Source organism: Massilia sp. Masssp93 (assembly GCF_059491295.1).
Genome location: NZ_CP168502.1, coordinates 2,567,981 through 2,581,303, shown reverse-complemented (window position 1 = coordinate 2,581,303; position 13,323 = coordinate 2,567,981). Strand labels below are relative to the sequence as shown.

The window sequence follows — 13,323 nt, the reverse complement described above, 5'->3', positions numbered from 1 at the left end:
TCTGCTCACTCCCCGTGCGTGCCGCAATTCTCCAAATCACCAATGCGCCCGGTCATTTTTCGGCCGGCGGGGCCAACAAACCGGTCAAGCAGGTGCAGCGCCGCTACCGGCATACCGTTCGTCCTCAGGGCCGCCGTCGACCATGAAATTTGATTCACATTGTTGGTGATCTGGAAGTATCGCCGCCGCGGCGTAGCGTGCAATATGCGCATCAGCTGGATACATTCCGATAGATTCGAAGCCAGCCGATATCGTCAGTGAAGGAGGCATTGCGATGGTCAACAATAAAGGACGCGCCAAAGCGCCTGTTCTTCCTGCGCGACGCGCAGCCCGCCGGCTTCCCGATGCCGTTCCAAGGCCAGGTGCTCGGCAACCGCACTGGCGGTGGCAATTGCCGCGACCATTTTCGTCGTCGAGGCCGACACCATCCTGAACAATCCGGGCGTGTCTTTGGCCGAGCCCTTGACGGCCTGAAGTGCCAGGTCGAAAGGACGCACGTCCGCATTGGCGCTTTTCTGAATTGCCCATGCGACAGCGCGACTTGCCGGCTTCCGGCCAAGCAAGCACTGAAAAGAGCGGCCTCCTGCCGCCACAGCTACAAGACCCGATTCATCATCCTTCTGGAGACAAGTATGTACAAAAAGCAAAACAACAAGATTCGCCTAATCGCCATGAGCAGTATCCTGGCAACCCTGCTGGCCGGCTGCGGCGGCGCCGACAATGCCTCGCCGGCAGCGCAGGCACCGGTTTTGGCGGCCACCATCAAGACGGCAACGCAAGCCCGATGGATGAACGTGAAATACGGGGGCGGCGGCTACGTGCCCGGGCTGATCTACCATCCGACCAGTCCGGACGTCCTTTACGCGCGTACGGACGTGGGCGGCGCCTACCGTTGGGACGCCGCCACCGCGACCTGGCTGCCGATCACCGACGGCTTGCACGTGCGCGACGGGTTTTACCATGGCAGCGAGAGCATGGCCCTCGATCCGAACGACGACCAGCGCGTCTACATGAGCGCAGGGATGTACGTGTCGGACAAGGCCGACGGGCGCCTGTATATATCCACCGACCGCGGTGATAACTGGACCTACGTCAACCTGCCGTTCTCGACCGGCAGCAACAGCCCGGGCCGCGCTGTCGGCGAGCGCATGATGGTCGACCCCAACGATCCGACGATCCTGTTCTACGGCACGCGCACCCAGGGCCTGTGGAAGAGCGCCGACCGCGGCCAGACCTGGCAGCAGGTGAGCTCGCTGTCGTCGACCAAGATGACCCAGGACCAGATCAGCGCGGTGCACTGGAGCGGCGTGGTCGGCGTCGCGCAGGTGATCTTCGACACCTCGACCAAGGGTACCGGCAGCGCCACCCAGACTATCTACACGGCCGTGGCCCCGGACTATGCATCGGTGGCCGGGATGACCTTCAGCATGTACAAGACCACCGATGGCGGCGCGACCTGGAACGGCATCGCCACCCCTGCCGACACGGCCGGCATGTACGTCCCCCACATGGTGCGCAACAAGGACGGCATGATGTACGTCGCCTTCACGAAGGACACCGGCCCCGGCGCCGCCGGCCCGTCCAGGCTGTACAAATTCGACGGTACCAACTGGACGTTGCTGAAGAAGTATGATGCCGAGCAATGGGTCAACTTCGGCATGGGCGGCCTGTCGGTGTCGGGAACTGGCGCCACCACCCGCATCGCGCTCGGCGTCACCAATTCCTGGGGCAACTGGGATGGCCAGCCTGTTGTGCAATTGTCCGACGATGCCGGCGCCACCTGGCGCGAGATTTCCGCCATGGCTCCGCACACGGGTACCGAAATGTGGGCCGGCTGGACGGACGACGTCGAGATCGACCCCAACGATCCCGAGCACATCATGCACGTGAACGGCGGTGGCGTGTGGGAAACGAAGAATGCGTCGGCGGCCAAGCCAAGCTGGACCAGAAAGGTCGACGGCATGGAGGAAACCGCCACGCTGTCGCTGATGGCCGCTCCGCCGGGCGCCTCCTACCGTCTGCTCAACAGCTCGGGCGACATCGGCATGAAGGTCTATACGGAACTCAACAAGACGCCCACGCTGGGACCGGTTGGCTTGATGAACAACGGCATGAGCGCCGACATGGCCTGGTCCACGCCAAGCTACATCGCCGCGATCGGCACCAGCACCTGGGACCACCCCACCGTGGGCGGCGCCTATTCCACCGATTCGGGCGTGACCTGGACACCGTTCGCGGGCCACCATCCGCAAGGATTGACCAATCAGAGCGATCTGTCGAACGTCGCGGTCACCAAACCGGGCAACATCATCTGGACCCCGAACAATGCGGTGCCGGCCTATAGCACCGACAACGGAACGACCTGGACCATGACCGACCTGCCGGCTGTCGATCCGACGCCGTGGATATACCGCGGTTACAAGGTCGTGGCCGATCGCAAGAATCCGAACAAGGTGTATGCCTACAATCCGGGCGGCGCATGGTGGGCGAAAGGGTCCGAGACGCAGCACTTCTACGCCTCCACCGACGGCGGCCATACGTTCACCGAAAGCGCCGCGTTCAAGCTCGCCAGCGATTATGTGACCGACCTCCCCAGCGTGTCGATCGCGGTCAATCCGAACGCGGAAGGCGATATCTGGGTCGCCGACGGGCGGGCCGTCATGCATTCGCTCGACGGGGGCGTCACCTGGACCAAGCTGAGCACCTTCGCGCCATTCTGGGGCGCCAACGCGACATGGTCGTACCCCGAATTGTGGGGCGCCACCTCGATCGCGCTGGGCAAGGCACCGATTGGTTCGAAGTCGTCGGCCTCGGTGTATGTGGTGGGCGTGGTCAACGGCGTGTGGGGCGTGTACGCCTCCGACGATGGCGGCGTGACCTGGCGCCGTTTCAACGATGACAAGCACCAGTACGGCGGCATTTCCCAACTGGCGGCCGACCAGAGCGTGCCTGGGCGCTTGTACATGGCCGGCAGCGGCCGCGGCGTCCTGTTCAGTTACTAAGGCGCCCGTCCCGAGCGCCAGAGCCGCGGCTCTGGCGCCCAGGCTGTACTTCATCAATTACACCCTATTTGGAGCATTACATGAAATTTAGAACCATCATCGCCGCCGTCGCCCTGTGCTTCGCCGGCAGCGCCAGTGCCGCCGTCCTGACCTTCGACAACCTGACCAACTTCATGTACGGCGACGGTTACCCGCTGGCGGCCGGCATGGCCTACAGCGGCAAGGACCTGACCTATGTGGAGTCGGGCTTCCAGGTCACGCTGCACGCGCCGAACGCGGCGTCCGGCGCGGCCCATATCGGCGACGGCACGTATGACCCGCAGACCTACAACTGGCACGACGGCTTCGAAAACGGTACCGGTTCGTACCTGACTGTCGGCAAGGTGGGCGGCGGCGTCTTCAATCTGCTCGGCTTCGACTTCTACACGGACGGGATGGACATGTCGATCAACGGCCTGCTGACCGCCCACCTCGAAGGCTACGACAGCTGGAGCACGGCGCTGAACGGCATCACCGAGCTGCGCCTGGGTTCCGGCACCTACAACGAAATCGACAACCTGTCCGTGGGAGCTCCGAGCGCCGCCGTTCCCCTGCCGGGAACCCTGCCCCTGCTGTTGGGCGGCCTGGTGGTCGGTGCCCTGGCGCGCCGTCGCCGGAAATAAGCGGCTGGGTGCGCCGCGCGGCAATCTCATGCGACACAGGAATGTGTTGACGAATTGCCGTGCGTAAGCACGGCGCACGCACCGCGCATCGCGGTGTGATTTTTCGATTGTTTTCTCTTTTACCCCTTGCTGTTGAAATCGATGTCGAGCGAGCTTTCGCTAGTAGGTCTCGTGGAAAATCGTTGACGACATCAAGGAAATCCCGGATACCGTTTCGCCCCCAGGGCCGCCGTCGACCACGAAATGAGATCCCCTTTTTTGGTGATTTGGATGTATCGCCGCCGTGCTGCAGCGCGCAATATACACATCAGCTGGTGATATTTCGATAGATCCGAAGCCAGCCGATATCGTCGGCAAAGGAGACATTGCGATGGTCAACAATAATGGACGCGATAACGCGCCTATTTCTTCCTGTGCGACGCGCAGCTCGCCGGCGCCCCGATGCCGTTGCAAGCTTGCGTGCTCGCCACCATCGCTGGCCGCGGCAGTTGCCGCGACCGCCTTCGTCTTCGAGGCCGACGCCATCCTGAGCAATCCGGCCGTTTCCCAGGCCACTCCCTGGCGGCCTGAAGTACCCCGGCCGAACGGACGCGCGCGCCCGTGTACCTCGGTCGCGTTGGGCTTTATGCAAGCTCGCCCTCAACGACAGTAAGTTTCATAAAGATTGTCTGCGTCTACTGACGCATGCTGCCCCGCGCCCGCCGCGGTGCGGCATGCGGCATCGGCGATCGCCGCCTTTTCACAAGACCCATAAACAATAACGGAGATGTGCAATGAACGATCCATGCAAGAAGTTGCTTCGGAATATCAAGTTCCTCATGCCGGTGTTGCTCGCCGGTCTTGCTGCCGGCTGTAGCGGCGGTTCCAATAACGACGTCGCGCAGGGTCCTGCGCCGACTTACCTCGCCACCAGCACCTCCGTGGCCACCGGCTGGAGCGCCGTGAAGTGGGGGGGCGGCGGCTACGTCACCGGCATCCTCTACCATCCGACGACCCCGAACCTCCGCTACGCCCGCACCGACGTGGGCGGCGCCTACCGCTGGGACCCGGCCACATCGTCGTGGACGCCGATCACCGACGGCCTGGGTTTCGAGGAGAACGATACGAATTTCCACGCCGTGGAGAGCCTCGCCGTCGACCCGACCAACGACCAGCTGCTCTACCTGGTCGCCGGTAACAAGTCCGACAAGAACGGCCGTATCTATATTTCCAGCGATCGCGGCAACCACTGGACTTGGGTCGCCCTGCCATTCCCGGTGATGGGCAACGGCGGCGGCAGGGCCATGGGCGAACGCCTGCAACTGGACCCCACCAATCCGTCGACGATGTTTTACGGGTCGCGCACTGCCGGCCTGTGGAAGAGCGCGGACTCGGGCCACACCTGGTCCCGGCTCAACCTGGGCAGCGTGACGATGAGCGGCAGCGCGATCGGCGTCGAGAAAGTCATCTTCGACAACTCGAACGTGGGTGGCGGCCAGACCACCTGGATCATCTATGCCGCCGTCGCCCCGGACTACGCCAACGCGGCGGGCCTGACGTCGAGCCTGTACAAGTCGACGAATGGCGGTTTCTCGTGGACCCCGGTCACGGTCCCGACCCCAGCGACCGGCTACTACATCCCGCACATGGTGCGTTCCACCGACGGCACTTACTACCTGGCATTCAACCAGAATGCCGGCGAGGGTGTCACCGGCCCCAGCTATCTTTACAGGTACGTGCCCTTCAACGGCACCTGGACCCAGCTCAATAGCTCAACCAGCGGCGGATTCGGCGGCGTGTCCATCTACGGAAGCGGGTCGACCACCCGCATCGCGCTCGCCATAACCGGCTGGGCGAACACGACCCAGGAAATCCAGCTGTCCGACGACAACGGCGCCACCTGGCGCGAAATCGAGTTCGGCATGGGACATACCCCAACCGCCAACGATACGAGAGGCTGGAACGACGACATCGAGATCGATCCGTTCAACCGCGACCACATCGCCCACCTCGGCGGTTCCGGCATCGTCGAGACCTGGAGCGCCTCGTCGGCCACGCCGTGGTGGAACAACCTGGTTCCCGGCATGGAAGAAACCGCCACCCTGGCCCTCTCTACCCCGCCAGCCGGCGCGCCGTACAAGCTGATCGATAGCGGCGGCGACATCGGCGCCTGGGTCTATACGGACCTCACGACGAAGGCGACCAAGGGCCCCATGTCCACATTCAGCAATGGCACTTCGGCCGACATGGCGTGGTCCGACCCGCTCTACATCGCCACCTCGGTGCAAGACAATGCCCCCCTCCCCCACGTCGGCAAGGGCTTTTGGTCCGGCGACGGCGGCACCACCTGGGCGGCGTTCGCAACGCTGCCTCCCGGCGCCGCGGCCAACCCGGGCGACCCGTCCAACCTGATCGTCACTGCGCGCAACAACGTGGTCTGGGCGCCAGGCGATTCGGTGCCCTCCTATACCACCAACAATGGCGCAAGCTGGACCGCGACCAATCTGCCTGCCGTGTCGAATGTGAACGGGTGGGTTCACGCCTACAAGCTGAAGGCGGACCGCAAGAACCCGAACAAGGTCTATGCCTATGACAACGGCGCCCAATGGTGGGGCAGCGCGGGCAAGGTGTACGTATCGACCGATGGCGGCCACAACTTCACATTGAGCCAGGGCTCGGTGGCGGCGAATATGCACGCCAACGCCCCGTTTAACTCCTCGATGGAGGTCAACCCCAACGCCGAGGGCGACATCTGGCTGGCCGACGGCAACTCCCTGTTCCACTCGCTCGATTCGGGCGCGACCTGGACCAAGCTCAACAACTTTGCTTCGGTGGGCGACCTGAACCAGCCTACCCTGCATGGCGCGAAGACGGTCGCGCTGGGCAAGGCGGCGCCCGGTGCCACCTACTCGGCCGCGGTCTACGTGGTGGGCACGATCAACGGCGTGTGGGGCCTGTACCACTCTGACGATGGCGGCGCAAGCTGGGCGCGCTTCAATGACGACGCGCACCAGTTCGGCGGCATGGGCATGATGGCGGGCGACTGGAACACCTATGGTCGCGTCTATGTCGCTGGTAACGGCCGGGGTGTGCTTTACACCAACTGAGTAGTTGCGGCTGAAGCGTCTGGAGGCGGATCTGCGCCACCGGCAAATGTTCTGCGTCGATGGTGAACCGCCGACGCAGAATTACCTTCTGCTGGCGCAGCAGGCATTGGCTCTCCTTGCACTGTAACGATAGCAAAATTACGCAACGGCACCCCCGACTACACCGTTTGCGAACCACCCGTTACCGGACCGGCGACAGCCCGTCCGAACGGACGATGCCTGCCCATGCCCGAGTCGTCCACAATGGAATTTCGGATGTTGCGGGTACGCCTCCCGGCTGTCGCGAATCCGGCCAACCCATTCCACCGGAGACCCAGATGGCTTTGACTCGCCGAAACTTCCTATCATCGCTGACGGCCATGGCCGGAGCGTCGGCGCTGCCGTTGGGCGTGGCGAGGACGGCTGACGCCGGCAAAACTTATCGACGGTTGTTTGCACATCCACCGGTGCTTGCGAAGCCATGGGTGCGCTGGTGGTGGCCAGGCGGCGCTGTCGAGGACGGCGAACTGCGCCGCGAGATCGAGCTCTTGAATCTGGCCGGCTTCGGCGGTGCGGAAATCCAGGCGTTCAATCCCGGCATTCCCGGTCTGAGCAAGGACGAACGTGCACACGTCAATGACTACGCCAACGCCGCATTTTTCTCCCACGTGGACACGTGTGCCGACGAGGCGGATCGACAAGGCCTGCGCATTGATCTGACGTTCGGTTCGGCCTGGCCGTCGGGCGGCGGCTTCGCGATTACCCCTGAGCTCGCGCTGCTCGAACTGACGCCGGCCGTTACGAGCGTGCAGACGCCACTTGCCGCTCCAATCCGGGTCAGGATCCCGGGAAACACCCGCAAGATGGGCGCGCTTTCGCCGCTCGATGCGCGCGCAAAGGATCCCCGCGCACAGGACTGGCGCGACCGCATCGCAGCACGCGAAAAGCTCATAGCCGTCGTTGCCATCCGGAGCGGCGCGCCGGTCCTTGAAAACGACAAGACCTTCCGTGCATCCGTAGTCAATGCGGCCGGCAAGGTCGTCGACGGCAACGTCGAAGGCATCGTCGTGACCGAGAAACTGCGGCCGGACGGCATTCTCGACTGGGTCCCGCCGAGCGACGGCGAATGGCAGATCGTCGTGTTCAAGCAGTTCGTCGTGGACAGCCCCGTATTGGCCGGCGTGGGCGAAGGGCCGCAACTGGTCCTCGACCATTTCAAGCGTGCCGCCTTCGAGGCGCACGCGCGCCGCGTCGGCGACCCGCTGGCGCCGGACGGCAGGCCGCGGCATGCACTGCGTGCCACGTTCATCGACAGCCTGGAACTCATGCCAGATCTGTACTGGTCCGAAGACCTGCTGGCCCAGTTCGCGGCACGGCGCGGCTACGACGTCACTCCCTACCTGCCCCATCTGCTGCAGCCCGGCTGGATGGAGTCGTGGAATCCGCACGTGTCTTTACCTTATTTCGATGCTGGCGATACGGGTGACCGGATCCGGGCGGACTACCGCCTTACCCTCTCCGAACTGATCATCGAAAACTTCTACCAGCCTTTCGTTGAGTGGAACCACCGCCACGGTCTGCTGGCACGAGTCCAGGCACACGGTGCGCCCGCCGACCTGCTGAAGACGTACGGACTGGCCGACATTCCGGAGACCGAGGACCTTGAGGGCACCGGGAACCCGCATTTCCTGCGGATGGCGCGTGCTGCCGCAAACCTGTACGGGTGCAAACTGGTGAGTTGCGAAAGCCTGTGTTGGCCCCTGAAGTCGTTCGAGATCACGCCAGCCCAATGGCAAGCGCGCGTGAACCTGTTGTTCGCAAGCGGCGTTAACGCGATCGTCATGCATGGCTTTCCGTATGCACTGCACGGGGATGCCTGGCCAGGCTGGTATCCGTTCGCGCCCAGTCCCTTCCTGCCGGGGTTCAGCAGCATGATCAACGAAGCGAATCCTCTCTGGAATGCGATCGGCACACTCAATCGCTACATCAGCAGCATGCAGGCGATCCTGCAAAACGGCGTCAACGTCGTCCCACTGGCCGTGTACCTGGCCGACAGCACTTATTTCCACGGTATTGAACCCGACACGACCGATGCGTTGCTGGAGCATGTGCTTGGCATCGGGTACGACTACGACCGGATCAATGACGACAGCATTGCGAAGAGCCACGTGGCCGGTCGCGCCCTCGTGACGCCGGGCGGCGCCAAATATGCGGCGCTCATCCTGCCCGCGCGGCCTGCGTTGACGGCGACGTCAGCGGCCAAACTTGTGCGATTTGCCGAGGCCGGACTGCCAATCTTTTTCATCGATCGGCCACCATCACACGCGGCAGGCTATTTCGACCACGCGGCGCAAGACCGCATCGTCAGGGACGCCGTGCAGGCCGCATTGAATGCTGGCGCGCGCATTACCCGCACCGACGCGCTTGCCGACACGCTACGCCAAGCGCGGGTCCGGGCCAACCTGACGTTTACCAGCGCGCCCTGCCTGTTCATCGAAAAAGCGCTGGATGGCCGCACCGCGTATTTCCTGCACAATCCGAAGGCGGAAGCGCAGACCGTCAGTTTCACTACCCGCGCGTCCGGCTATCCGGAACTGTGGAACGCGTACACCGGTGAACGGACCGGATTACATACAAGGAGCAGGAAGGGAGAAAGCGAGATCCGGGTCGATCTCGCAGCCGGCGCCGCCGCCCTGGTCGTCTTCGCCGACCATCGCCTGCCCGCGGCCGCGTCCTGGAAACGGGCGGATGCGATCGACCTGACCGCCGGACGATGGACGCTGGACGTCGATGGCCATGGCCAGCACGGACGCGTAGTACGCCACCAGATGACGCTCGATCGCCTGCGCGACTGGCAGGCCGTTCCCGAGCTTGCCGACGTCTCCGGCCACGCCACCTATCGCATCGAGGTGACCCTGCCCGCCACGTGGCTCGAGCCCGGCAACAAGGTCGTGCTCGATCTTGGCGCAGTACACGACATGGCGATCGTGACGGTGCGTGGCAAGCAACAGCTCACGCTCATTGCGCCTCCGTTCGAGGCCGACATCACGGCTATGCTGCGTCCGGGACTGAACCAGCTGCAGATCGGCATCTTCAACAGCCCCAACAATGCAATGATCGATTCGAAGAAGCCTGGCCTGAAGAACCTGAAGCCGCAGCCTGCGGGTTTGCTGGGGCCGGTGAAACTGGTACGCAAACAGCGCCGGCCCACGCCATGACCGGGCGGGTGCCGGCGCGCCGAAACGGCCGTCGGCACCGTGATTCAACGTCGTCACGCTTCCGCCTGGCGCCTCATCGGATCGTCCGGCATGATACGAACGTCGAACCTTCCGTGTTCGTTCGGGATCGTGGATATCGATCGTTCATGGAACGCGGCGCCGGCCAGATGCTCCGGCATGAATGGTGCGAGGTTGCCGGGAAACGGCCGTCGCCGGAGACGGGTCCGCTGTTTCAACGAACCAGGATCTGGGCACGCCCTTTTGTCACGCCCTGTTCGTTGACGGCATCCACCGCCACGTAATACTTCTGCCCGACGTTCAGGCTCCCTACATCCGCCGAATGGGCGCCGTCATAGACCTGGAAATTCTGGTTCATGAGCTCGGGGCGTACGCCGAGCCGCACGATGTAAAAATCGGCGTTGCCGGCAGGCTTCCAGGAAATCGTCGCGCGCCGTGCATCGCCATGCCGACGCGCGGCCGTCACCCCGGCCACCGCACCGGGGCGCGGGCCCGATCCGTGTCCGAACACACGCAGGTCGTACAGGGAGAACTTGCCGTTGTCCGGCATGTGGACGTTCCTCACACGGACGTAGCGTGCACGCTCGGGCCGGGCCAGAACACGGTAGTCGTGCGGCGCGTCGCGCCCGCCGGTGGACCGATCGACGAAGGTCCGCCAGTTCGAGTCGTCATCCGAGCCTTCCACGACGTAGCGATAGACGTCGCGGCTGATGCCCTTGCCTGCACTGTCCTGGTCGGCGAAATTGAGCTGGACCGCCTCGATCGTCTTGATAGCGCCGAGGTCCATCTTCAGCCATTCCGTCGCCTCCCCCGTCTGCGCGGACCACCACGTCCGGATGTCTTCGTCCGCCGCGTTCCCGGCCGGGTAACCATCCAGCGTCGACGACACCGTGACGGCCTTGCGGCGCGACAGCAGCATCCAGCCCGTCAGCTCACGCTTGCCGTCGAGGTAGCGTGGATAGTCACCCAGGTAAGTGTCGACCATCAGCGCGCCGTCGTTCGAAAATGCGGCCGGAAAAAGGCCGAGACGACGCTCGAACTTGAAGCGCTTCGAGATCGTCATGGTCCCCATGTGCCACCACTGGCCGTCAATTCCCTGAAAGGTGCTGCTGTGTCCGGCCCCTGCCACGAAGCCCGTCGGCTTGAACGAAAACGGACTGTATGGCGCGTACTTGAAAGGGCCCATCGGGTTCGTCGAGGTCAGCACGCCGTCCGCATACGTCTTGTATTCGGTCCCGGGCGATGCGTACTGGAGGTAGTAGATACCCTTGTGCTTCGTCATCCACGAGCCCTCCACGAAGCTCTCGGCACGCTCGATCTCATTGTTGTCGCCGACGACTTCCCAGCCGCGGTTCGCCTTGTCACGCGACGCCGGCACGTCAGCCCTGCGCAAGGGCTGGAACGTGGCCGGATCGAGCTCGAAGACCCGCAACGTATCCGTGCCGCTCAGTCCCTCGTACATGTAAAGCCGGCCGTCGTCGTCGAGGAACAGGCACGGATCGTTGTAGCCGGGCCGGATGTCGGCGGCTTTCGTCCAGGTGCCCGCCAATGGATCGTCCGTCGTCCACACGTCCGGCGTGTTCTCGCTCGACGTCATGTACAGCTTGCCGTTCATGACGAGGGCGGTCGGCGCGTACCGGTTCACGGGATAGCCGGTCGGCTCCACGAACTCCCAGTTCTGCAGATCGTGCGACCACCAATATCCTTTCGAATGCGACGCGAACAGCCAGTACCGGTCCTTGAACCGGACGACGGTCGGATCGGCCGCCTCCCGCAAGGACCGGAACTGGTATCGATAAGGCAGGTCCACGGGGTTCGCATATGTGGCGAACCGGTCGCGTGCGACGGCCGGTAACGTCACGGAAGCACCGATGACGACGGCGAACAATGCGTTTCTGACTTGATGCATTCTCATTCCTTAATCAGTTTGAATTCCTCTTCCGCGAGCGGAATCGACATCGTGACGACAAATCCCGCGCCGGGCGCCGTCCGGACGCTCAAGGTACCGCGCACGCCATGCTGGAGTTCCAGCCGGCGTACCAGTGTGCGAATTCCCAGTCCGCGCGACGCCTTGAATGCATCGGGGTCCGCGCCTGGGCCGTTGTCGCCCACCGTCAGCGTCAGCGTCCCGGCCCGTTCGTCGAGGCTCGTGCGGATCAGGATCCGTCCCGGCCGGCGATATGGATTGATCGCATGCTTGATACTGTTTTCGACGAGCGGCTGCAACGACAGCGCCGGCAACGGGCAATGTCCGGCCTTCTCGTCCAGTTCCCAGTCGACCTGCAGCCGGGGGCCGAGACGCAGGCTTTCGAGGTCGAGGTAATCGCGCACGAACTGCAATTCGTCGTCCAGTGTCACCAGGTCGACCCCATTCTTTTCGGTCCGGAGCACGTAACGCAGCATGTCCGAGCATTGAAACAGCGCCGCTTCGGCTGCCGCCGGACTGTGGCGCATCAGCGCGATGATCGAGTGCAGCGTGTTGAACAGGAAATGCGGATTCAGCTTGTTGCGCAGCGCGCTCATTTCCGACGTGACCAGCAGGTGGTGCGCCAGCCGCGCCGCCTCGGCCTGGCGCCGCCTGGCGTGATCCATGCGGACGATGTGGAAAATAGCGGCGACGACGCAGTAGGTCATCAGCGCATAGAGGAGCGGCCAGAAATACCATGCCAGCGGCTGCCGCACGCCGATCAGGAACCACAACAACGAGTAGCACATGACGCCGTACAGCAGCGCACCGCAGGCGTGAATCAGGACGACGGCCCACGCCGGCGGACGCCGATGCTCCAGGCAGCCGCTCAATGGCCACAACAAGGCAAGGAAAACGGCGTGCGGCGTGCTCTTCAGTATTGCGGCTACGACCCGCGTATCGAATCTTCCCTGGCGCAGGTCGTCGACCTGCAGGGCGATCCCCATGAGCAGCAGGAATGCAACCCAGGCGCAAACATAGATGCGCCACATGCGGACAGTCTGAACCGGATCATCGGAGTACATGACGGCAGTGTGGCGCGTAACGCGGGCGGCCGTAACGTCTGAACGGACGATGAGCTCGCGCGGAACACCAGGCACCATGCCCATGTGGCTCTCGTCATCCGCCCGCTCGTCGCCCTACTGCCTTTGCATTCACATGACTCTGTTCTCCTCCCTGGATTCGCTCGTCTTCCGCATCCACTTCATCGTTGCCGCCGACTACGGCCTGTGGGCGTATCGGCGCAGGAAATCCGCCGCGGGCTCGTCGGCCCCGCACGAATACGTCCTTGCCGATCGCATCGAACATCTCGGCCGAGCAGTTCATCGGCGTGAGCGGTTCGGGTTTCCGCATCGGCATGGCCATCGCCGTTCCAATCCACATAAGGCCTGA

At 63.5% G+C, this 13,323-nt stretch carries 8 protein-coding genes; 5 read left to right on the top strand and 3 right to left on the bottom strand.

Going from position 1 to position 13,323, the window contains the following annotated elements; genetic code table 11:
* Positions 1 to 278 precede the first annotated feature (278 nt).
* Positions 279 to 497, bottom strand: a complete 219-nt coding sequence (locus tag ACEN9Q_RS10680; RefSeq protein ID WP_495628371.1) for a hypothetical protein — start codon at positions 495 to 497, stop codon at positions 279 to 281.
* Positions 498 to 671: 174 nt separating this feature from the next.
* On the opposite strand from ACEN9Q_RS10680, the gene ACEN9Q_RS10675 reads away from it, so the two are divergent.
* The 4 genes from ACEN9Q_RS10675 (at position 672) to ACEN9Q_RS10660 (ending at position 9,947) form a co-directional block, all read left to right on the top strand.
* Positions 672 to 3,002, top strand: coding sequence for a dockerin (locus ACEN9Q_RS10675; protein ID WP_495628370.1), 2,331 nt, complete (start codon positions 672 to 674; stop codon positions 3,000 to 3,002).
* 80 nt (positions 3,003 to 3,082) lie between these two features.
* Complete coding sequence (locus ACEN9Q_RS10670; protein WP_495628369.1) at positions 3,083 to 3,664, top strand: hypothetical protein; 582 nt, start codon at positions 3,083 to 3,085, stop codon at positions 3,662 to 3,664.
* A gap of 773 nt (positions 3,665 to 4,437) precedes the next feature.
* The gene (locus ACEN9Q_RS10665; protein ID WP_495628368.1) at positions 4,438 to 6,750 is read left to right on the top strand and encodes a WD40/YVTN/BNR-like repeat-containing protein; all 2,313 of its coding nucleotides are present in this window, start codon (positions 4,438 to 4,440) and stop codon (positions 6,748 to 6,750) included.
* A 317-nt stretch (positions 6,751 to 7,067) separates the two neighbouring features.
* Positions 7,068 to 9,947: a glycosyl hydrolase gene (locus tag ACEN9Q_RS10660; RefSeq protein WP_495628367.1), complete on the top strand. Its 2,880-nt coding sequence runs from the start codon at positions 7,068 to 7,070 to the stop codon at positions 9,945 to 9,947.
* A gap of 232 nt (positions 9,948 to 10,179) precedes the next feature.
* On the opposite strand, the gene ACEN9Q_RS10655 is transcribed toward ACEN9Q_RS10660, so the two are convergent.
* Together ACEN9Q_RS10655 and ACEN9Q_RS10650 are read right to left on the bottom strand one after the other, a co-directional pair.
* Positions 10,180 to 11,853 carry a family 43 glycosylhydrolase gene (locus tag ACEN9Q_RS10655; RefSeq protein ID WP_495628366.1) on the bottom strand — a complete coding sequence of 558 codons (1,674 nt, stop codon included), beginning with the start codon at positions 11,851 to 11,853 and terminating at the stop codon, positions 10,180 to 10,182.
* 23 nt (positions 11,854 to 11,876) lie between these two features.
* Positions 11,877 to 13,040 (bottom strand): sensor histidine kinase, encoded by a 1,164-nt coding sequence (locus ACEN9Q_RS10650; RefSeq protein WP_495628365.1) that lies wholly within the window; start codon positions 13,038 to 13,040, stop codon positions 11,877 to 11,879.
* A 49-nt stretch (positions 13,041 to 13,089) separates the two neighbouring features.
* Here ACEN9Q_RS10650 and ACEN9Q_RS10645 point away from each other — a divergent pair, with 49 nt between their 5' ends.
* A complete protein-coding gene (locus ACEN9Q_RS10645; RefSeq protein ID WP_495628364.1) occupies positions 13,090 to 13,323 on the top strand; it encodes a hypothetical protein in 234 nt (77 codons plus the stop codon).

Coding starts and splice junctions, on each gene's coding strand:
- ACEN9Q_RS10665 (WP_495628368.1), top strand. CDS start 4,438: ATGAACGATCCATGCAAGAAGTTGCTTCGGAATATCAAGTTCCTCATG.
- ACEN9Q_RS10660 (WP_495628367.1), top strand. CDS start 7,068: ATGGCTTTGACTCGCCGAAACTTCCTATCATCGCTGACGGCCATGGCC.
- ACEN9Q_RS10670 (WP_495628369.1), top strand. CDS start 3,083: ATGAAATTTAGAACCATCATCGCCGCCGTCGCCCTGTGCTTCGCCGGC.
- ACEN9Q_RS10650 (WP_495628365.1), bottom strand. CDS start 13,040: ATGGGCATGGTGCCTGGTGTTCCGCGCGAGCTCATCGTCCGTTCAGAC.
- ACEN9Q_RS10645 (WP_495628364.1), top strand. CDS start 13,090: ATGACTCTGTTCTCCTCCCTGGATTCGCTCGTCTTCCGCATCCACTTC.
- ACEN9Q_RS10675 (WP_495628370.1), top strand. CDS start 672: ATGAGCAGTATCCTGGCAACCCTGCTGGCCGGCTGCGGCGGCGCCGAC.